Source organism: Streptomyces aculeolatus, assembly GCF_020400605.1.
Classification (GTDB): domain Bacteria; phylum Actinomycetota; class Actinomycetes; order Streptomycetales; family Streptomycetaceae; genus Streptomyces; species Streptomyces aculeolatus.
Genome location: NZ_JAINRD010000004.1, coordinates 412,530 through 432,800 on the forward strand (window position 1 = coordinate 412,530; position 20,271 = coordinate 432,800).

At 70.2% G+C, this 20,271-nt stretch carries 19 protein-coding genes; 16 read left to right on the forward strand and 3 right to left on the reverse strand.

Annotated elements, in window-relative coordinates:
• Nucleotides 1-17: 17 nt before the first annotated feature.
• The 7 genes from cysS to LG396_RS10440 all read left to right on the forward strand — a co-directional run bounded on the left by cysS (nucleotide 18) and on the right by LG396_RS10440 (nucleotide 8,713).
• Nucleotides 18-1,421, forward strand: coding sequence for a cysteine--tRNA ligase (gene cysS / locus LG396_RS10410; protein WP_225794504.1), 1,404 nt, complete (start codon nucleotides 18-20; stop codon nucleotides 1,419-1,421).
• Nucleotides 1,373-1,972 (forward strand): 2OG-Fe(II) oxygenase, encoded by a 600-nt coding sequence (locus LG396_RS39645; RefSeq protein ID WP_225794505.1) that lies wholly within the window; start codon nucleotides 1,373-1,375, stop codon nucleotides 1,970-1,972. Before cysS ends, LG396_RS39645 begins: the two co-directional genes overlap by 49 nt.
• A 360-nt stretch (nucleotides 1,973-2,332) precedes the next feature.
• Complete coding sequence (locus LG396_RS10420) at nucleotides 2,333-4,285, forward strand: ABC transporter ATP-binding protein (protein WP_225794506.1); 1,953 nt, start codon at nucleotides 2,333-2,335, stop codon at nucleotides 4,283-4,285.
• A 50-nt stretch (nucleotides 4,286-4,335) separates the two neighbouring features.
• The gene (locus LG396_RS10425; protein ID WP_225794507.1) at nucleotides 4,336-4,959 is read left to right on the forward strand and encodes a DUF5753 domain-containing protein; all 624 of its coding nucleotides are present in this window, start codon (nucleotides 4,336-4,338) and stop codon (nucleotides 4,957-4,959) included.
• A 195-nt stretch (nucleotides 4,960-5,154) separates the two neighbouring features.
• Complete coding sequence (locus LG396_RS10430) at nucleotides 5,155-5,775, forward strand: 2'-5' RNA ligase family protein (RefSeq protein WP_225794508.1); 621 nt, start codon at nucleotides 5,155-5,157, stop codon at nucleotides 5,773-5,775.
• A gap of 216 nt (nucleotides 5,776-5,991) precedes the next feature.
• Nucleotides 5,992-6,807, forward strand: coding sequence for an SAM-dependent methyltransferase (locus LG396_RS10435; RefSeq protein ID WP_225794509.1), 816 nt, complete (start codon nucleotides 5,992-5,994; stop codon nucleotides 6,805-6,807).
• Nucleotides 6,808-6,943: 136 nt separating this feature from the next.
• Nucleotides 6,944-8,713, forward strand: coding sequence for an NUDIX domain-containing protein (locus tag LG396_RS10440; RefSeq protein WP_225794510.1), 1,770 nt, complete (start codon nucleotides 6,944-6,946; stop codon nucleotides 8,711-8,713).
• A 66-nt stretch (nucleotides 8,714-8,779) separates the two neighbouring features.
• On the opposite strand, the gene LG396_RS10445 is transcribed toward LG396_RS10440, so the two are convergent.
• A complete protein-coding gene (locus LG396_RS10445; protein ID WP_225794511.1) occupies nucleotides 8,780-9,151 on the reverse strand; it encodes a hypothetical protein in 372 nt (123 codons plus the stop codon).
• Between the two features lie 305 nt (nucleotides 9,152-9,456).
• Between LG396_RS10445 and LG396_RS10450 the strand changes: the two genes are divergently transcribed.
• On the forward strand, nucleotides 9,457-10,029 hold the full coding sequence (locus LG396_RS10450; protein ID WP_225794512.1) for a hypothetical protein: 573 nt from the start codon (nucleotides 9,457-9,459) through the stop codon (nucleotides 10,027-10,029).
• A gap of 44 nt (nucleotides 10,030-10,073) precedes the next feature.
• Here LG396_RS10450 and LG396_RS10455 read toward each other — a convergent pair whose 3' ends face one another.
• Both LG396_RS10455 and LG396_RS10460 read right to left on the reverse strand, forming a co-directional pair.
• On the reverse strand, nucleotides 10,074-10,850 hold the full coding sequence (locus LG396_RS10455) for a helix-turn-helix transcriptional regulator (RefSeq protein WP_225794513.1): 777 nt from the start codon (nucleotides 10,848-10,850) through the stop codon (nucleotides 10,074-10,076).
• 210 nt (nucleotides 10,851-11,060) lie between these two features.
• Nucleotides 11,061-11,867, reverse strand: a complete 807-nt coding sequence (locus tag LG396_RS10460; protein WP_225794514.1) for an MmyB family transcriptional regulator — start codon at nucleotides 11,865-11,867, stop codon at nucleotides 11,061-11,063.
• 1,272 nt (nucleotides 11,868-13,139) lie between these two features.
• Between LG396_RS10460 and LG396_RS10465 the strand changes: the two genes are divergently transcribed.
• The 8 genes from LG396_RS10465 (at nucleotide 13,140) to LG396_RS10500 (ending at nucleotide 20,267) form a co-directional block, all read left to right on the forward strand.
• On the forward strand, nucleotides 13,140-14,033 hold the full coding sequence (locus LG396_RS10465) for a helix-turn-helix domain-containing protein (protein ID WP_225794515.1): 894 nt from the start codon (nucleotides 13,140-13,142) through the stop codon (nucleotides 14,031-14,033).
• Between the two features lie 7 nt (nucleotides 14,034-14,040).
• A complete protein-coding gene (locus LG396_RS10470) occupies nucleotides 14,041-14,739 on the forward strand; it encodes a zinc finger domain-containing protein (protein ID WP_225794516.1) in 699 nt (232 codons plus the stop codon).
• Between the two features lie 129 nt (nucleotides 14,740-14,868).
• The gene (locus LG396_RS10475; RefSeq protein WP_225794517.1) at nucleotides 14,869-15,510 is read left to right on the forward strand and encodes a WhiB family transcriptional regulator; all 642 of its coding nucleotides are present in this window, start codon (nucleotides 14,869-14,871) and stop codon (nucleotides 15,508-15,510) included.
• Nucleotides 15,507-17,144: a hypothetical protein gene (locus LG396_RS10480; RefSeq protein ID WP_225794518.1), complete on the forward strand. Its 1,638-nt coding sequence runs from the start codon at nucleotides 15,507-15,509 to the stop codon at nucleotides 17,142-17,144. The genes LG396_RS10475 and LG396_RS10480 overlap by 4 nt, the downstream gene beginning before the upstream one ends.
• Nucleotides 17,141-17,335: a hypothetical protein gene (locus LG396_RS10485; protein ID WP_263978913.1), complete on the forward strand. Its 195-nt coding sequence runs from the start codon at nucleotides 17,141-17,143 to the stop codon at nucleotides 17,333-17,335. Before LG396_RS10480 ends, LG396_RS10485 begins: the two co-directional genes overlap by 4 nt.
• The gene (locus tag LG396_RS10490) at nucleotides 17,335-17,961 is read left to right on the forward strand and encodes a plasmid mobilization protein (RefSeq protein ID WP_225794519.1); all 627 of its coding nucleotides are present in this window, start codon (nucleotides 17,335-17,337) and stop codon (nucleotides 17,959-17,961) included. The genes LG396_RS10485 and LG396_RS10490 overlap by 1 nt, the downstream gene beginning before the upstream one ends.
• A complete protein-coding gene (locus LG396_RS10495) occupies nucleotides 17,958-19,694 on the forward strand; it encodes a relaxase/mobilization nuclease domain-containing protein (protein WP_225794520.1) in 1,737 nt (578 codons plus the stop codon). Before LG396_RS10490 ends, LG396_RS10495 begins: the two co-directional genes overlap by 4 nt.
• A gap of 123 nt (nucleotides 19,695-19,817) precedes the next feature.
• Complete coding sequence (locus LG396_RS10500) at nucleotides 19,818-20,267, forward strand: hypothetical protein (RefSeq protein ID WP_225794521.1); 450 nt, start codon at nucleotides 19,818-19,820, stop codon at nucleotides 20,265-20,267.
• Nucleotides 20,268-20,271 lie beyond the last annotated feature (4 nt).

Sequence of the window (20,271 nt, forward strand, 5' to 3'; positions counted from 1 at the left end):
AACGAGGAGGCGTAGCCATGCCGCTGACGATCCATGACACGCTGACCAACACCAAGGAACCCTTCACCACGCGCACCCCCGGCGTCGTGGAGATGTTCGTCTGCGGACCTACGGTCTACGACCTCAGCCACGTAGGGCACGCCAAGACCTACACGCAGTTCGACCTCGTCGCCCGATACCTGCGGCACAGCGGATTCCGAGTAACCTACGCGCAAAACATCACCGACATCGACGACAAAATCATCCGCCGCGCCCAGAAAATCTCCGCCGACCCTCGGGAACTCGCCGAGAAATACGAACGCCGCTACCGCGAGGACATGGCCGCGCTGGGAAACAACAGCGTCGACATCCACGCCCGCGCCCACGACCACATCGACCAGATCATCGAGCAAGTCCAACAGCTCATCGAGCGGGGGTACGCCTACCGACTGGATGACGGCTGGTACTTCGACCTGGCGTCCTTCGCCGAATACGGAAAGCTCTCCGGCCGCACCGACATCCGGCCCGAGGACTCCCTGTCGCGCATCGACGAGCATTCGGGAAAGAGGAATCCCGGGGACTTCGCGCTGTGGAAGGCGCGGAAGCCTGGTGAGCCGTTCTGGGACGGCGCTCTCGGTGAGGGCCGACCTGGCTGGCACATCGAAGACACCGCCATCACCAACGCCCTCTTCGGTCCGCAGTACGACCTGCACGGTGGAGCGGTAGACCTCATCTTCCCCCACCACGAGGCCGAGATCGCCCAGATGGAATCCGCCTCCGGGAAGGCACCGCTGGCCCTCCATTGGATGCACACCGGCCTTCTGCGGGTCGCCGGCTCGAAGATGTCGAAGAGTTCCGGCAACTTCACCACCATCCGCGACGCCCTCGCTCAGACCGACTACCGCACCCTTCGGTACACGTTCTTGAGCCAGCACTACCGCTCTTCAACCGACTACAACACCGAAGCGCTTCACCAGGCACAGGCCGCCCGGCGCCGGGTCGAGAACTTCGCCAGGACCATCACCGCCACCGACACCGCGGAAACCGCCGGCACGGCGGCGGAGGCGCGCACCGCGTTCTACGCGCACCTGGACGACGACTTCGACACCCCCGGCGCGCTCGCCGTCCTCTTCGACTACATCCGCGCAACCAACAAAGCCACCGCGGCACCGGGGCCCGCCGCGGCCCAGCTCCTGGCCGACATCAACGACCTCTTCGACACCTTCCACCTCAGCACCGAACGAGGCACGGACGAGTCCGCGGCCATCGAAGCCGCCCTCCAGCAGCGTGAAATCCACCGCAAAAACAAGGACTTCACTGCTGCCGACCGCATCCGAGATGACCTGGCAGCCCAGGGCATCACCATCGAAGACACCCCGGAAGGAACCCGCTGGTGGCCGACACCGGAACAACAAACTGGCGCACCGCTGCCCCTCTCGTAGCCAACGCAGGCATCGACGCCGAGCTGTGCACCGACCTCATTAGCTACGTCGGCACCGCCGCGCACAGGCCCCGCACCTACCAGGGGGTCCTCGATGAGTCGCAGCGCAAGAGCGACTACACCGAGATCCCGGGCCCTCTGGAGGAACGGCTGTTCAGCCAGGTCGAACCCATGCTGCAGCGCCACTTCGGCGTCCGCGTCCAGCGCATCCCCGCCCAGCAGTGCGTCGCCTACCGATACGGCGAGGGCGTCGGCTTCGTCGCCCACCACGACGAGGTCACCGACGTCGAACGCGAACGCGCACGCACCAACGGCCAGCCGGTCGTCGGCGGCGACATCACCGTGGTGACCTGGCTCAGCGGTCCAGACGAGTACCAGGGCGGAGCGCTGTTCTTCCAGGAACCGCCTACCGATCTCCGCCCTCCCCGAGGCTCGGTCGTCGCCTTCCCCGCAACCCGAGACCACGTCCACGGTGTCCGCCCCATCACGGCCGGCCTGCGCACCACAGTGGTTCTGCGCGTCGCCGTGGCCGACGGAAGCCAGCCCCGCTAAGCAGCACAGGGGGAGAACGCCTCAGCAGGTCACTCGACAGCGTCCCCACCGAGCGCTTCACACGCGCGACAGCAGGGACGCCGAGAGAGGCATCGCGAAGACTGAGTGCAGGCGCGGGGCAAGTAAGGGCGGCCGAACCGAGCCGGTCGCGCAATGCACCCATACCACCCCGGACGCCATCGGGCCGGGAGACCAGCACATTCACCGCCCGCGGTGCCGGCCCTGCCGGCGCTGTACATCAGCGGGCCCGAAGGCATACCGGGCCAGCCTCGGAGAACAGGAAACCCGATTGCTGACGGGAATGGAGGGCGTTCGGTGAAGCGACGGGGCGCACAGGATGCGCAATCCGGGAACGAGAGGGTGTCGGAGTCGGAGGAGCTGCTGTTCGGCGGGCCGCTGCTGTACGACGCGAGTTGGGCGCAGTACGAGGACTCGCGCTACGCGCTGGGTATCCGGAAGAGCGCGGCGGCGCTGCCGCGGCTGCTGGGTTTGGCGGTGTCGTTGTCGTGGCGGGCGGACCGGCGTGCGGTGCTCGTCGTCACCGGCGCGGAGGTCGTGAGGGGTGCGGCGCAGGCGGTGGTGCTGCTGGGCGTCAACGCCGCCTTGTCCGAACTGCTGGCCGGCGGTGCGATGGAGGAGCGGCTGCGGCAGGTGCTGCCCATCGCCGTACTCCTGGCGGCGGTGTCCGCGGTCGCGGCGGTGTGCAAGGCGGTCTCGACGCGGTTCAGTGAGCCGCTGGGGCCGCGGGTGGAGCGGGTGGTGCGCCAGACGTACCTGGAGCGGGCCTGCCGGGTGGAGATGACCGCGATGGAGGACCACGGCTTCCACCGCCTGCTGGAGAGCGCCCGGTACGGCACTTCGTCCGCGCGTCGCATGGTCGACCAGAGCGTCATGGTCGTCACCTCGTTGCTGTCGCTGGTCGCGATGGCCGGGGTGCTCACCCGGCTGCACTGGGCGCTGATGGTGATGCTCGCGGTGATGGTGCTGCCCAACGCCTGGGCCACCCTGGCCGTCGCCCGGCACCGGTACGAGTCGTTCCAGCGCTGGCTGCAGCACGACCGCGCCATGGGCAAGCTGTGCGAGTTGCTCACCGACACCGACACCGCCGCGGAGGTCCGGGTTCACGACGCCGGCGGTTTCCTGCTGACCCACCACCGGCTGATGTCCGAAGCCGCCGAATCAGAGCAGGAGCGGCTGGCGAAGGTAACCGCCCGGCTGGAGCTGGCCGCCGCCGCGCTGACCGGGCTGGCCACGGTCGCCACCTACACGCTCCTCGGCGGTCTCCTGTGGACTGAGGTCCTCGCCCTGGCCGGCGCGGGCACCGCGGTGCTGGCCATCCGCCAGGGCGCCAGCGGCCTGGACGCCCTGATCACCCGGGTGAACTTTCTGCACCGCGAGTCGATGCACGTCGCCGACCTGCGGCGGCTCCTGGACGAATCCGCGGACCGCCTCATCCCCACCGGCGGCAAGCCCCTGCCCAGCACGCCGGCGGCGATCCGGCTGGAGAACGTCACCTTCACCTACCCCGGCACCGACACCACCCCGGCGCTCAACGACGTCACGCTGACCATTCCCACCGGCGGCATCGTCGCCCTGGTCGGCGAGAACGGCAGCGGGAAAACCACCCTGGCCAAACTCCTGTCCGGCCTCTACCTTCCCGATGACGGCCGCATCCTGTGGGACGACATCGATGCCACCGAAGCCGACCGCGCCGACGTCTTCAGCCGCTTCGCGCTGGTCCAGCAGGACCACGTGCGCTGGCCCATGACCGCGGCCACCAACGTCGCCATCTCCCGCACCGACAGGCCGCGCGACGAGGACCGGCTGGCCGCCGCGGCCCAGCACGCCGGCGCCGGCTTCGTCGACGACCTCCCGTTCGGCTGGCGCACCCTGCTCTCCCGGACCTTCCAGCGCGGGGTGCAGCTCTCCGGAGGCCAGTGGCAGCGCCTGGGCATCGCCCGCGCCCACTACCGAGCAGGCGAGATCCTCATCGTCGACGAGCCCACCGCCGCCCTCGACGCCCGTGCCGAGGAATCCACCTTCCGCAAGATCCGCGCCCTGGCCGACCAGGGGCAGACCATCCTGCTCATCACCCACCGCATGGCCTCCGTCCAGCACGCCGACCTCGTCTACGTCCTCCACGAGGGCCACGTCATCGAATCCGGCAGCCCGACCGACCTCCTCGCCGACCCGGCCGGCCACTACCGCGCCCTCTTCGACATCCAGGCCGCCGCGTTCACCCACCGGGCGAACGACCCACAACTCCCCCGCCCCCACCGGCACCCCCGCGCCGCCGACAACACCGCGTCATAAGCCCCGGCCCGGCGCCAGACCGGCCAGCTGAACCCGATGCAGGAGGCACCATGGACCAGCACATCCCCTGGCAACAGCGCCTGAGCGACGGCACCGCACCGGTACAGGAAGAGATCATCGACCAGTACCGCGCCGTGCGGGACAGCCGCTCGTGGATCCCCACCATGATCTGGGGAACGCTCCAGACCCGCGCGTACGCGAGCGTCATCCTCCGCCAGGTCGTCGACTTCCTCGGCACCCCCGACGACGTCGAGGCAGGCGTCGCCGCCCGGATGGAACGCCAGCAGGTCCTCTACGAGCCCGGACGCCACTTCGACGTCCTCCTCGGCGAGCAGGCCCTCTACACCAACATCGGCGGCCCGGCCGTGATGGCCGGCCAGATGGACCGCCTCCTGGCCGACTTCGACCAGCCCACCCTGCGGCTGGGCATCCTCCCCCGCACCGCGGAGATGCCGACCCTTCCGGTCAACGCCTTCAACCTCCACGACAACAGCGTCGTGCACGTCGAACTGGTCTCTTCCGGCCTCGACATCACCAGCCCCGACGAGATCGCCCTGCACATCAAAGCCCTCGACCTGCTCAACGACGCGGCCGTCCACGACGACGCAGCCCGCGCACTGATCGAGCAAGCCCGCACCTACTGGCGCCGCGCCACCACCATCCACACCTCGTAGGAGCCCGGCGCCGACCGGCGCCAGGACTAGACCCCGAGTCCGCGCAGGAAGTCAGCGACGGGCGGGGACGCACCGCGCGCCTCGGGCCGCCGGCGCCATCGGCCGAGAACGCGCCACCGCATCTGGCGCGCACATGGACACAACACGAAGACCGCCGCCGGAAGCGGAACCGCCGGCGAACCCAGGGAGGACATCTTGGAGAACTTCTTCGCGCGAGTGGAGCGTGACCACCCCTGGCCGGCCGGCCGCGAGGATCTGCACTGGCACCTGCTGCCGCCGGCGCCGGTGCGCCGCGCCCTGACCGACCGCTACCGGCCGGTGGCCACCCTGCCCGGGATGGCCGCAGTCGCCCCCGAGGACGTGCACCTCACCGTCCAGCACGCGGCGCCGCTGGACGACTACCGGCCAGGGGAGATCGACGCGATCAGGGCGGGGGTCACCGAGCGGGCCCGAGCCATGGACCCGGTCGAAGTGGTGCTCTCCCGACCCGCTCTTGGCACCGTGGCGCTGGAGTGCGGCGGACATCCGGGTGAACCGGCACGGCAGGTCTGGAGGATGGTCTGCGACGTCCACGACAAGGTCACCAACGGCCGGTTCCCCCGGATCTCGGCGAGCTACGACCCGCACGTAACCCTCGCGTACGGGACAAGCCAGGCGCCCCAGCTCAACCGCGCCGCAGCCAAAGCGCTGCTCTCAGACCTGCCCGGCGACCCGGTCGTCCTGCGGCTCGACACGCTCATCATGGTGGCCCAGTCGCACGACCGCCGACACATCACCTGGCGCGAGCTGGGAAGCGTCAAACTCGGAGACGCGTAACTGCCCGCACGTCGCTGCGGAGGCCAGCCCCGCCCCGTACGCACGTGCAACACCGGGCCTCTTCGGCATCCACGTCCATGCGCAGCCCGGGCCCCGGGAGGAACTCCTTCGCCGCGCTCGGCATCCGGGATCCTGTGCACGTGGGCCGCCTGCGTCCCCCTGATGTACGTTCGCCGCTGACACCCACCGCACCGCACCTTCGAGGAAGCAACACCTATGACTGAGGACTCAGCCAGAGACGCCGAGCGGATGGACATGCCGATCGATCCGACCCGTCCGCACCAGGCCCGCGTGTGGGACTTCTGGGTCGGTGGTAAGGACCACTACGCCGCCGACCGGGAGATGGCCGCCCAGGTCATGGACGTCTTCCCCGGCATCGTCGACGTGGCCCGGCAATCACGCGCATTCCTCCGCCGCGCCGTGCGTCACCTGGTCGGTGATGCGGGCGTCCGCCAGTTTCTCGACATCGGCACCGGCCTGCCCACGGCCAACAACACCCACGAGGTCGCCCAGGCGATCGATCCCGCCTGCCGGATCGTCTACGTCGACAACGACCCGCTGGTCCTGGCCCATGCCCGCGCGCTGCTCACCTCCAGCGACGCAGGCGTCACCGAGTACGTCGACGCCGACGTCCGCGATGTGGAGCGCCTCGTCGACGAGGCGGCCAGGACGCTGGACTTCACGCAGCCCGTTGCGCTGATGATGCTGGGTGTCCTGGGCAACATCCCCGACTACGACCAGTGCCGCGGCATCGTCACGCGCCTGCTCGACTCGGTGGCGCCGGGCAGCTACCTGGTGATCAACGACGGCATCGATACCGAGCAGCGGATGCAGGCCACCGAGGAATACAACGAGAAGGCCGCGAGCCCCTACACCAACCGCAGCCCGGATCAGATCGGCGCCTTCTTCGACGGCGTGGAGCTTCTGGACCCGGGGGTGGTCTCCACCTCTCTGTGGCGTCCCGAAGCCCAGCAGGTCGGCGGCCCGCCCGCAGAGGTCGCGGCCTGCTGCGGCGTCGGCCGCAAACGCTAGCCACTGTGCCCGAAAGGGCGAGTTGGGTGGTTTCGGACGTGGCACGGCGCAGGCGGGCGGACTGGCGACTAACGTCCGCACCCGATGGGCCCGCTGGCGGTGTGCTGGCCTGTGGATGGTGACGAAGGAGCGCAGGATGGCGATTCCCCTCCCGCACATTCACGATGTGCTGACCGCCTACCTCGGTCGTTATCCTGCCGAGCGTGGGCTCCTCGACCCGCTCCTCGACCTGTTGGCGGCCGGCGGCGCCGGCTTCGACGGCCGCGTGAGGATCTCGGGTGTGGTCGTCAACGACGGCGACGAGGTCCTCCTGGTCCACGACGAGGCATCCGGGCGGCGCTTCCCGCCCGGAGGTTCGTGCGGGCCGGGCGATCGCACCCTGGCCGGCGCCGTACAGCGGGTGATCGAGGAGAAGACCGGTATCGCGGGCCTGAAGCCGCTGTGCGGCGGCGAACCGCTCCTGATCGAGGTCGAGACGATCGAAGCCTGCCCGGAGCCTCACGAGCCGGCACACCAGCGCATCGACGTTAGCTTCCTCTTCCGCACCCGCGGCACCCCCGGGGTACCCGTGGACGCCGCCGAGCCGGCCCGCGCCCAATGGGTGGGGCCCTCGCAGCTGGGCGATGCCGAGTTGCGCGCCCGTGTCCTGAGCGCGCTGGGGCGCCCACGGCACGGCCGCCCGGCCGAGGAGGACCCGTACGGCACCTTGGTGGTGATCACCAACGAGGCCGGTGAGGTCCTCATGCACCTGCGAGACGACAAGGAAGGCATCTGGGCGCCGGGCACCTGGGCACCGCTGGGCGGCGGCGCCGAACCCGGCGACGCCGACCCCCTGGCCACCGGCGTCCGCGAACTCCGCGAAGAGGCGGGCCTGGAGGGCGTCGCGCTCACCTTGATGTTCCGCGTCGACTCTGACCGCTACCCCGTTCACGTCTGCCACGGCCGGTGGAACGGCGATGCGAAAACGCTGATCCTGGGCGAAGGTACCGATCTTGCGTTCATCGCGCCAGCGGACTTCGACCAACTGCCGATGAACACGTCCGTGAAGGAGGACACCCGCCGCGTGATGGACCTGATCACGGCGAAGGCACCCCCGTACGGCTACGGCACCCTCGCGCTGATCCGCAACACCGCAGGCCACCTCCTCATGCACCGCAGGGACGACAACCCCGACATCTGCTGGCCCGGCACCTGGTCACCCAACGGCGGGAAACCCGAAGCCGACGACGCCGGCCCCGCCGCCACCATCCGCCGCGAAGTCCTCGAAGAGATCGGCCTGCAGCTACCCCTGGAGCACCTGTTCACCCACACCGCCGACTCCGGCCACCACACCTACGTCTTCCAAGGCCAGTGGGACGGCGACCCCGACACCCTGGTCCTGACCGAGGGCACCGACCTCGCCTTCATCGACCCCCGCGACATGCAACGTCTGCCGATGAGCCCGCTGGCCCGCTACGCCGCTCTTCGCGGGCTCTCAGCCGATCTGGAGGACCAGGCCCACGCCGACGGCATCCGCGACCTGGCCTGCGCGGCCCTCATCGTCCACGACGACGCCGTCCTGTTCATGCGGCGCCCGCCGGACACGCACCTCGACGGAACCTGGGAACTCCCTGGCGGGCACTGTGAGAAGAACGAATCCGTCCTGGACTGCCTCACCCGGACGGTCCGCGGAACGACCGGCCTGCCCTCCACCCCGGTCGACCGATACCTGGGCCACGTCGACTTCACCAACGCACGCGGCGGCCTGAGCCGGCAGTTCGTGTTCACCCTGGCCACCGATCAACCCGGCCCCGTCGTCCTGACGGGACACGACCGCCACCAGTGGATCCCCCAGACCGACGGCCTTCCGTCCACCACGGAGGAACTTCGGGCCTTCCTGCTGGCCGCTCACAACCCACGAAGCTGACACACGCCCGCCATCGCATCGGCTCAGGGCGCAATGGGCAAGGCGCCGGGGTTTGAGTTGCGGTAGCTACTCGGGCCGGGGACCGGACCCGTTGAGGGCGGCCTGCCGCAGGTTGTCGAACAGAGTCATGACATCAGACTCGGTGGCGGCGTCGCTCATGGCGATGAGAAATCCGGTGACGGCGCGGGCGATAGTCTCAGTGTTTTCCGGCGTACTGTCCGCGGCGAGCGTCTTGAGCGTTTCGATGAGCACCCGGGAGACCCGCACGGTCGGATCGGCATCCATTTCCCCTGCTGCGGCTTCGAGTTCCTCCGCGGTCAACCCATCGCGGATACCGAACTGGGCGGGGAAAATCCACTGCATGAGGTTCTCACCAAGTTCGGTGAGCAGAGTCGCCGTCGGTTCTTCCGCAGGCTCGTGCTGCAGCAGCGCAGCCATGGCCCCCGTATCCGTGCGCCAGACCGCTTCCATGTACGCACATGCGCGAAGGACGTCCTCGGGCGCCATCGGGTAAGCCACGTCGCCCCCTCCCCTCCACGCGCCGTCTGTTGCCGGCCCTGCTCCCCGGACAGCGCTGGTCCGCACACTGAAGACGTTGTGTTGCGAAGCACTCTACGGGCCGCCGGCACGACGTACGCGGCGATCACGACCAACGACGGTCCCCCGCCCGGTGGAAGGCGGGTGCGCACCAACCGTGCCAGCAACCTCCCCACAACCCGCCCCGGTTCCGTACGGTTCCGTAGATGAGCGAAACTGCGGACCGGCTGAGCGAGATCGCATGGTCTCTGAACCGCCACGAGTGGCAGCCCACCGACGAGGAGATCGAACTCGCCAGTGCCTTCTTCGAGGTCCTGGTGAAGGCGCCGAGGTCGGTCCCGGACTTCCCACGGGGGGCGGATCAGGGGGACCGCTTGTACACGGAGAGCTTCGCCGTGCTCGCACGGCGGGTCGAAGCCGTGCAGGCGGAGCTGCTCCCTGCCTGGCGACACCGGCTGGACGGCTCGCCCATGGTGGAACTCGTCGAGTTGTACGCCGGCGCCGCGCAGCCACTGCTTCCGCATGCGGAGCGCCTCCTCACCGCTTGGGCGAGCACCTCCTTCGCCGAGCCCACCGCTCGCGAGATCGCCGACGAAGCCAGGCGGCTGAACGTCACGGCAGCCCAGGGAGAGGCCCACCTGGCGTACCTGAATGCCTCCGCCTGGGAGGAGAAGCTGTTTCCGCCTTCCGTCCTCGACGACCTTCTCCGTGTTTGGGATCGGCTGCTGGCGGTGGCCGCCACGATGACGGCCGCAGTCACCGGTGACACGGATTTCTGACCGTGTTCGCCAGCGGAGTATCGACCGCGCGGCGACTGACGTCGCTAGGGAATAGGGGTGAGGACTCCGACTTGGTGGTTCCGGCGCCCTGAGGAGTAGAGCACCTGGATAGCGATCTCGACGCGCTTTCCTTCGTGGTGGGGGAGCTGCAGGGCGAATCGCTCACCGCCGATGTCCTGTTGGGTGTCGGTGCGTTCGCGCCACATAGGGCGCAGCGTCGAGTCGGTGGCTACGCGTTCCACGATTGCTTCCACGTCCGGGTGGCCGGCGACCGTTTCCTGGGCCTGTCGCAGTATTCCGAGCCAGCTTCTGGTGTGCTGACTCCAGTCGACGATCTGCTCCCTGGCATCGGGATGACTCAGACACCAAAGAAGAATGTTCGCTCTCGGCAGGCGGACGAAAGGGAACCAGGCCGCCATGGCTTCGTTGAAGACCACCACGTTCCAGGCGACGTCCAGCACGACGGCCGGTGTCGGGTCGAAGCAGTCCATCAGCAGCTGCGAGTCTGTGAGGATCGCCGCATGGGCGGCTTCGCTGGTTTCGGGCATTCCCCGGGTGGCGAGTAGAAATAGGGTGGTCCGCTCACCGTCCGACAGCCCGAGCAGAGCTGCCAGGCGCTCTGCCTGGCCGGGTGTGATGAGGGGGCGGCTGCGGCCTGTTTCCAGGTCCTGGTACTTGCTCAGCCCCAGGTCGGCTCCTTCGGCTAGTTCTTTCTGAGTGAGGCGCCGCGGCAGGCCGCGGCGGCGGTGGGCGCTCTTCCGCCAGGACTTGAGGAGTGCGCCCAGTTGGGGCTGCGAGACGCGGGGCTGCTTGTCCTGCATTTCAGCATGATCATTCATGCAGGTCGCATACGCAGCCTCGGCACGCCGGGGTACCGGGATGGTCAGCACCCCTGTACAGCACCGTGCGGTTCTGGGCTCCGTCTTGGGAAATTACTGCGCCGGAGAAGTTCTCGGGTTATAGATTGACCGATCTCAGCTCGCGGTTCACGCGCGTTGCAGGGAGTTGTCTGCGCACCCCTGTCTCCTCACTCACGACTCCTCCATCGCGGGGACAGGTGTGATCGGGGTGAGGACGCCGACTCTGTAGTGCGGGGCCGCGGTCGGGTGGAGTACGTGGACGACGACCTCCACTCGCTTTCCGCCGTAGCAGGGCAGGCGCAAGGCGGAGCGCTCACCGCCGAGGTCCTGCCGGACGTCGCGGCTCTCTTCCCAGATGGGCTGAAGGTCGGGGTCGGCGTCGATGATCGCAAGGATCTCCTGCACGCCTGGTCTGTCGGTGCCGTATACCGCTTGGTAGTTGCGGAGTATGGCGAACCACAGCCGCACGTACTGCGACCAGTCGACGATCTGCTCTCTGGCGTCGGGATGGCTCAGGCACCAGCGCACCAGGTTAGCGTGGGGCTCGCGGACGTAGGGGATCCACGTGGCCATTGCGTGGTTGTGCATGTGTACGTTCCCCATCGCGTCGAGCAGGACTGCCGGTGTCGGCTCGGCGCTGTCGAGGACGAGGCGCAGGTCGGCCAGCACCGCCGCATCGGGGCCGGCGGCATGGGCGGGGCCCGGCCTGACCCGGGCGCCGAGCAGGAAGAGCAGATCTCGATCGCCGGCTTCCAGGTCGAAGACTCTGGCCAGCGCGTCGGCGGTGTCGGGCGAGAGGCGCCTGCGCGGCTCGCCGAGTTCCAGCCCTTGATAGGTGCGGGCGGCTATGCCGACGCGTGCAGCCACAGCCTTCTGGCTGAGCGGCCGGCTGCGGCCCAGGCGGTACTGGGTACGCTTCCGCCATTTCTTCAGCAGCTCGCCCAGCCGAGGCTGGGAGACGCGCGAATCATCGCTCACCTCTGCATGATCAGCATCATTCTGGCATATGCCGCAATGACACGCCGAACGCGACACACGCGCCCGGATCCGTCGTCCGACCTCCAGCTCCACTGCCTTCCCGGCAGCGGCTGAGCGCACGCGCCTCCGCGTCGACACGGGCCTCGTTCTTACAGGCGTTATGAAACTGAGATCGCCCGCTGCGGGCGGGAAACACCTCAGCGCTGACGCATTCACCCGGAAAACGTCCACGATGTGAGACAGGGAGGGCGGCGACGCCCCGTCCAGCCGGGTCTCCGACACAGATAGCTCACCCTTCGACAGCCCCAACTCATTGTTGACCTAATCGAGTTGGTTCAGCCCTCCCGGTCATGCTGTTCATCAGGCAGTGAAAAGAGCTCCCTGATGGAATTCCACGCGGTGGTGGTCTCGTCGCCCGTTGACGCACTGTTGGAGGGGCTTTTAGGGTCGCCTGACAGCCGACGCCGACACCGGCCGGCGGCTTCGAGGGAGGGGCAACTGTGGGCACTGCGGATGGACTTCACGCGGATAGTCCTCAGCTGGTCACCGGTCCTTCGCCGGGCACGCCCGGACACCCGCAGCAGGGCGGCAGAGCAGCTACGACGGCGACGAAATTAAGCCGGGCCCTGCGCGAGCAGTCTGAACTCTTTCACGAGCACCGGCTGATCCCGCCCTTGTGCTGAGGGACTCCCTCTCACCACGCCCCGCGCGGCACACCAGCGCGGGACCTGCCTCTCGCGTACAAGGTGCAGTCCTGCCGGCCCGGGAGTCCTAGGCAGCCTTCAGCTCTGCGACTTGCGCGCACTCCTGGGTCCCAATGTCACTGTCACTGTCACTGTGTGCGACTAGTACAGAGTTTTAGAGCCAACTCTGGATCTCCGCAACGGGGTGTGCGTATGTTCGTCGTCCCCCGGGGAGGGAGCCCGCCCGGTCCCACGGATGAAGGGAACGACCGGCAATGCGGTCGGGATCCCGGGGGCGAATGCAGCGTGGGCGTCCGAGAGCGGGAACTCTCGGACGCCGACGCCCACGGCGTAACCCGCCCTGCCAGGGGCGGAGTTTGCCCGACATCACCACGCTGATCCCCTTGCACCGGGCACGTCAGCGTGGCGACTGAAGAGGAGATTCTTGCATGCCCTGCGCACCGTGTAAAAGACACAGGCGCGTCGCCGAAGCCGCAGCCTGCGTCTCGGCTCCTTCTCGCCCCGGCCCGTGGCACCCTGCCTCGGCCTCGAAGTCCGAAATTTCCCGTGTCGGGGCCGGGAGCGGCCGGTGAGCACCGATGCCCGTGAGTGGGTGTGGGAAAGCAGCTCCAGTCGCGGGACCGCACGGCTGGTGCTGCTGTCGATAGCCGACCGGGTAGCCGACGAACAGTGCGTGTCCTGGGCCTCGTTGACATCTCTAGCCGCCCGCACGAACGCCTCCGTCTCAACGGTTCGCGAGGCCATCGGCCGACTCGTCGAGGCCGGTGAGTTGGAGCAGCTCGACGACCTGATCGGCCCGCAGCGCAGCACGGTCTACCGCCTTCCTATGGCCGCCCTGGCGATCGCACAGGCCCTGCGACAGCAGCAGGACGGCGATGAGGAGGCACCCGCCGAGGATTCCAAGTCCCCGCCCACGTTGCGGCTCTCCGCGCTCGGGCAGTACGGAATCCGTCCGCGCGAGGTGCCGGTTTCCCCCGCGAGGTGCCGGAAACCGGCAGTACCGGAAACCGGCACCTCCAGCGGAAAACCGGCACCTCGACGTACCGGAAACCGGCATAGCGAGGTACCGGAAACCGGCACCCAGAACAGTAGTGAACCTGAAAGGAACGGGAGTAAGAGCAGCAGCGCGCGTGGCGCCGTCACGCCGGCCGCCGGATGGCAGCCCGACCCGGCAACCCTGACCTGGATCCGCGAACAGGGACACCTCGACCGCCTCGGCGAGCAGGCCCTGCAAGCCGCCGACGCGAAGTGGCGCACCCACCGCGCCGACCTCGCACCACGCCCCGCCGCGGCGTGGGCCGCCGACTGGCGCTCCTGGATCGCCCGGGAGCACTCCCCCCACCGCCCCAGCCTGTACGCCGTACCCGTCAACTCCCCCGCCCCGCCCGGCGGGATGACCCGGGCCCAGGCCCACACCGCCGCCCTGCTGGCCGCCCTCGACGAGCCGACCGGAACGGAGTAGCCAGAGAGTGGATCGCCGTGAAACCGCCGCCCTGCTCGCCTACATCGGCCGCCTCGACCCCCGCACCATCCGCACCGACCAGGGCGAAGCCCGCGACCAGCTCGCCCAGTGGCACGAGCTGCTCGGCGACGTGCCGATCGCCACCGAGTACGGCTGGGACGCCTACGCCGCAGCCCGCAGGCACATCCGCATCTCGCCGTACCCGATCGTGCCCGCCGATGTCGCCCGCCCGTGGGAGAGCCACCGGCGCGAGCGCATGCTCCGCCACACCGACCCCACCCCGACCGCCGACCCCGACGACCAGGCCGCCTGGACCGCCGAACTGGCCCGCGCACGCCAGGCTGTGGCCGCCGGCACCGCTCAGCCCGTCCGGTACCGGGCCATCAGCCAGGGTCGCGGCCGGGTCGACCCGGAGCTTCAGGCGCGGTTGCGGGAGGTCGGCTCCTGCATTCCCCCCGCCGCCCGGGCCGCCCTCGCGCCCTACCGGCCCGCCCGCGCGGCGCGCGAGGAGGCCGTCGCCGAGGGCCTGCCCGACGCCTTGTCGGTGCGGTGCCAGTGGTGCCGGGCCCAGGCCGGGGAGCCGTGCCGGCGCCGGCGGATCGGCCCCGACGGCTCCGCCCGCGGCACCGCACCACGCGCCACCCCCCACCCCGGCCGACTCGACCTCGCCGCCGACCAGCACCCCGAACAGCGCGCGGCGTCCTGACCGACCACGCAGACCGGGCGGCATCCCCCGGCCCGGATATCCCCTCAACTCCGCTGCGACACCCCTGGTTGTTCGGCAGCGGTGCCCGACGTCGCGTCCGCCCAGCGCGCAGCCCATCGGAGACCGTTCGTGCGATACATCACCACCCACGAGGCGCCGGCCACCGGCCTGCGCGGCATCGCCGACACGAGCTGGCACAGCCGCGGCGCGTGCTACGGCCTTCACCCGGCGGAGGCCGACGAGGTGTTCTTCCCGCCGCCGCGGGACCACATCGCCATCGCCGAGGCGAAGGAGCTGTGCGCCCTGTGCCCGGTGCGCGGCGACTGCCTGAACTACGCCTTGGAGAACGGCCTCAAGGAAGGCATCTGGGGCGGGCTGACCGAAGCCGAGCGGCGCCCGTGGCACGAAGGGCTGCACCGGCGCCTGGACTACCGGCGCGTGCGCGCGTTCTTCGACGGACGCGACGTCCACCTCACCGAAGCCGAGCGGCAGCTCGTCATCGACCACGCCTACCTGCGTGGCTGGCGGCCCGACAGGCTCGCCGCCGCCCTGCAGATCGGCCACCGGCACGCCCGAGACCTGCTCCGCCAAGCCGCCTTGAAGGTCTTCGACCGCGACCGGACCTACGGCGTCCCCCAGCCGAAAAGGAAGCGAAGGACGACCAGTCCGTCCCCGGACGCTCCCGCCCCGAGCAGGCCCCGTACACGGCAGCCGATACCCCGAACCGCCGCGTCGACCACCGCATCCACCCCTGCTGGAAAGGCCCTATGACCGCGGTCCTGCCCCCCGTCACCACTCCGGAACCGGACCTCCTCCTCGCCACCGCACTGCTCGCCGCCTTCGCCATCGTGCTCACCGTCCGGGCCCTCCAGCGACACGGCGCCCGGCCACGGGACGGTCGCGGCAGTGCGGCGGTCACGGTCGCCGCCCTGGCCGCCCTGGGCTGCACCGCCTACAGCGCCGACACCTCGTGGCGGTTCGCCGCCGACTACCTCGACATGGCCGGCACCGCCGAACGCGCCGCGATGTTCGCCGCGGCCGAGCTGGCGCTCTTCGCGACCGCGCTGATGGCCCGCCAGAACCTGACCACCCAGGGCGCCCCTGGCCTGCCCGGCACCCTGGTCTGGATCATCAGCGGGGTCCAGGTGATCCCCGCCTACGCCGAAAGCGGCCCGGTCGGCGGCACCGTCCGCGCCTTCGTCGGCCCCATCATGGCCGCGGTGCTGTGGCACCTGGCCATGGGCATCGAACTGCGCCTGCGCACCCCCGGCGCCGCCTCCCGCTCCCTGATCGCCACCCTCGGGCGCGAAGCCCGCGAACGCCTCCTGTCCCGCCTGGGCATCGCCGCCCGCGACCGCGACGCCGCACAGATCACCCGGGACCGGGCCACCGACCGAGCCGTCGCCCTCGCCGCCCGACTCGCCGGCCAGACGACCGAGCAGCAGCACAGCCGCCGCGGCCGGCGCCTGACCCGCCGGCTGTCGAAAGCCCTCGGCAAAGCCGAGGTCGGCACCGACCCCCAGCAGCGCGCACGCCTGCTCAACCAACTCGCCGCACGCCGCCACGCAATCACCCTCGCCACCATCCCCCTCCCCTCCCCCTGGACCCCGCCCACCATCGGTAGCCTCGGCACTGCGGTCCCCGCACCGACGTTCCCCGACCAGTCGGTCCCCGAGCAGGCGGTCCCCGCCGCCGGGGACGGGGGACCGAACCGGCTGCGGGGACCGGTCCCCGCACCCGCACAACACCACCCGAGGGCCGGCACAGAACGACAAGGCCATGAACCGGGGACCGCGCTCACGCCGGACCGGGGACCGGTCCCCACATCCGTGGAAGACCAGGTCAACCCGTCGACGGTCCCCAGCTTGCCGGTACCAGCACCCGGTCCCCACACCCCGGCCGAAGCCGGGGACCGCGGACCGAAACCGCCACGGGGACCGGTCCCCGCCGACGCACAACACCACCCGGGGACCGGCACGGAACCAGAAGACCGTGAACCGGGGACCGCGATCACGCCGGACCGGGGACCGGTCCCCGCACCCACGGACAACCACCCGGGGACCGAGCCCAACCCCCTCCGGGGACCGAGCCGGGACCGGGGACCGGGGACCGCGCGGCGCAAGAAGGCGAACGCGAAGAAGAGCAAGGGCAAGCACAGCAGCCGGTCCCGCACCCCTCGGCAGCAGGACCCGCCGCTTCCGGTGGACCAGCTCGTCCAGCAGGTGCGCCCCCACGTCCCCGCCGTGCTCGCCCGCGACGGCAACGCGGCGATCACCCGCGTCCAGCTCCGCGAGATCCTCCGCCGCGAAGGGCTCCAAGGCGGCCGGAACTCCCAACTCAGCCTCGTCCTGCGCGAACTACGCAGCGACGACCACGCCACGACGACGAAGGGCACCACCACATGATCAGGACCTGCGCCGGCTTCACCGCCCTCCAAGCGGTGTACGAGCGGGAAATCGGCTACTTGAAGGCCCACTCCGTCCGGCACGAGGGCCGCCCGGCGGCGAGATGCAGCGCGACACAGGCCGCATCGACGAAGGCGCGGATGGCCCGCGCCCTCACCAGCCACCTCGCCCGCTGCCCGGAATGCGGCTGATGCCAACTCCAGCGCCGAACGGGAACACCCCCCAACGTGCCGCCGACATCAACTCGGTCCCGGGGCGAGCAAGTTGGGGCGGAAGCTACGCTTCCGCCGAACCCGCCCCCGAGGGGGCGGGCCAGGACCTGCACCGGGGGGCGCAGGTCCAGCAGGCTTCGACCGAGGGCGGATCGAAGCCGGGGAAGAAGGAGAAGCCCACCGACCGCCGCGCCCGCCGCCAGCGCGCCGCCCGTGCGCGTCAGCGCCCGCGTCAGCCGCCCGAGAAGAAGCGCCTGCACCAGCCCAACACCCGCTTCAACGACGACGAGTTCACCCTGATCAAGTCCGCCGCCGCCCGGTGCAACCTGTCGGTCGCCGGGTTCCTCGCCCGCGCAGCGCTCGCCGCCGCCCGCGACCTTGAGCGCACCAGCGCCGAGATCGCCGACGAACGCGAAGTGATCACAGCCCTGTTCGACTGCCGACGCCGCCTCGGCTGGGCCGGCAGCAACCTCAACCAAGCCGCCAAGGCACTCAACTCCCAAGCAGACGCCCCCCAGATCGAAGCGGCCATCGCCGCCGTACGACGAGCCGCCGACACCACCCGCGAAGCCGCCGCACTGCTCATCGACCGCCGCAGCTCGTGATCCCCAGCGTCAACGAGTCCGGTTCGCGGACCATCGGACTCCTCGCCTACCTCTACGGCCCCGGCAAGGCCGAGGAGCACACCGACCCGCACCTCGTGGCCTCCTTCGACGGCATGTCCCCCGACCCCGGCCGCGACCCGAACGCCACCCTCAAGAACCTCCAGCAACTCCTCGACCAGCCGGTGATGGCCGTCGCCCGGCACGCCCGCCCGGCCAAGCACGTGTGGCACACCTCCGTGCGCGCTGACCCCAGGGACCGGGTCTTGTCTGACGAGGACTGGGCCGTCATCGCCCGCCGGATCGTCGCCGCCACCGGCATCGACCCCGGCGGCGGACAGCCCGGCTGCCGCTGGGCCGCGATACGGCACGCGGACGACCACATCCACATCGTCGCCACCCTCGTCACCGAAGACGGCCACCGCCCCGACGACTACCGCTCCGGCACACGAGCACAGGCCGAAGCCCGCCTCATCGAGAAGGATCTCGGCCTGCGCCAGGTCGCCCCCGGCGACGGCACCGCAGCACAGCGGCCCACCAGCGCCGAACGCCACAAGGCAAAACGGCAGGGCCGCGAACGTACCGCCCGCGAAGAACTGCGCGAGACGGTACGGCAGGCGGTGGCCGGCGCGACCAGCGAAGACGAGTTCTTCGACCGGCTCGCCGACGCCGGTCTCCTCATCCGCAAGCGCGCCGCTCCCTCCGGCGACCTCCTCGGATACAAGGTCGCGCTGCCCGAGGACCGGAACAAGGACGGTCAGCCGGTGTTCTATCCGGGCGCGCGCCTTGCCCCGGACCTCTCGCTGCCCCGCGTCCGGGAGCGCTTCACAGGCGGCACCCTGCGAGAGGGCGAGCGTGGTCCCCGCCCGCAAGACGCCGCAGGCGCAAGGACGGGGGCTCCGGCGACCGCCCGACGCCAGGTGGCATCGGCTGCCTGGCGGGCCGTGCTCGTCGTCGAGCACGGCGACGACCGGGTTGCCGCTGCCGACATCGCCGCAGCCGGCGAAGTCCTCGACGCGCTGGCGAAGACGTCCGCCGCCCACACCCGCCGCGAACTCCGGGACGCGGCGACCGCCTTCGAACGGGCTTCGCGCTCCCACATCCGCGCCGTACGCGGACACGACCGCGCCCTGCGCAAGGCAGCGCGCGACCTCGTCCACGGCGGTCCCGCACTCGGCTACGGCGAAGACGGCGCCACCACCGCCATGGCCATCGACATGCTGTTCTTCCTCATCACCACCACCGCGCACTGGCACGCGAAGAAAGGCCACGCACAGCAGGCCGCCGCCGCCCGCCAAGCCGCCGCACACCTGCGCTCCGCCTACCGGGCAGCCGCCCCTGCACCGCTGGCGACACTGGCACAGCGCGGACGGCGCCTTCCCCAACCGCAGCAGCAGCGCCACGCCGCCCAGCTCCGCGAGGCCCTGCCGGAACTGGCCGAGCAGATCCTCAGCGAACCCGGCTGGTACGCCCTCGCGGCGACCCTCGCCGACGCCCAACGCGCCGGCCACGACCCGACCGCCCTGCTGGCCCGGGCCGCCCGACGCCGTGAACTGGACACCGCGGAGTCCGTCAGCGACGTCCTCGTCTGGCGGCTGCGCCGCACCGCCAACCTGCCCCTGGAAACCCCAGAGCGCGCCCCGAGCGCCACGCGGAACTCGCCACCCACGCCAAGGCCGTCTCCGCGTCGAGCAGCACGTACGGCGCGCTCCGGCAACGGAACCACCGGGTCATAGTGAGCAGCCGCCGAAGCGAAGGCTCGACGGCCACCGGCACCACCCCCGCGGACTGCAGACCTTCGAGCCCAAGACACCACCACAGGACCCGACACGATCTACGAGGAAGGGGAGGACGACAGGGTGTTTCACCGGATACGCCGCCGGGCCGCCGAGCCGAGCGAGGCCGAGCGCCGGTTCTTCGAACGGGCGATGCAGATGGACGGGCAGGTACCGCCGGAGGTCGAGCGGATGCGCGCGGAACTGCAGAACGCCGCGCCGGCACCGGCACCGGCTGGGGACGACTTCCTCCCGCCGGAGCTGCGGGTGCCCAGCCACGACCAACTCGACGGCCGGATGATGCCCTGGCCGCAACCGCTCGCCCTCGACGGCGAGCTGGTGACCTGCACCGGGTGCGGCGCGTACCGGGACTGGCTGATCCTGTCCACCCGCGATCAGATCTGGCTCCGGTGCCGGGCGGGACACCAGCACCACGAGACCCGCCTGGACACCGCCTGGTACAACCGGCACGCCGGTCCCGCGGACGCCACGCACGCGACGTTCGAGGACTGCCTGCGCCACCTCGGGCACTGACACC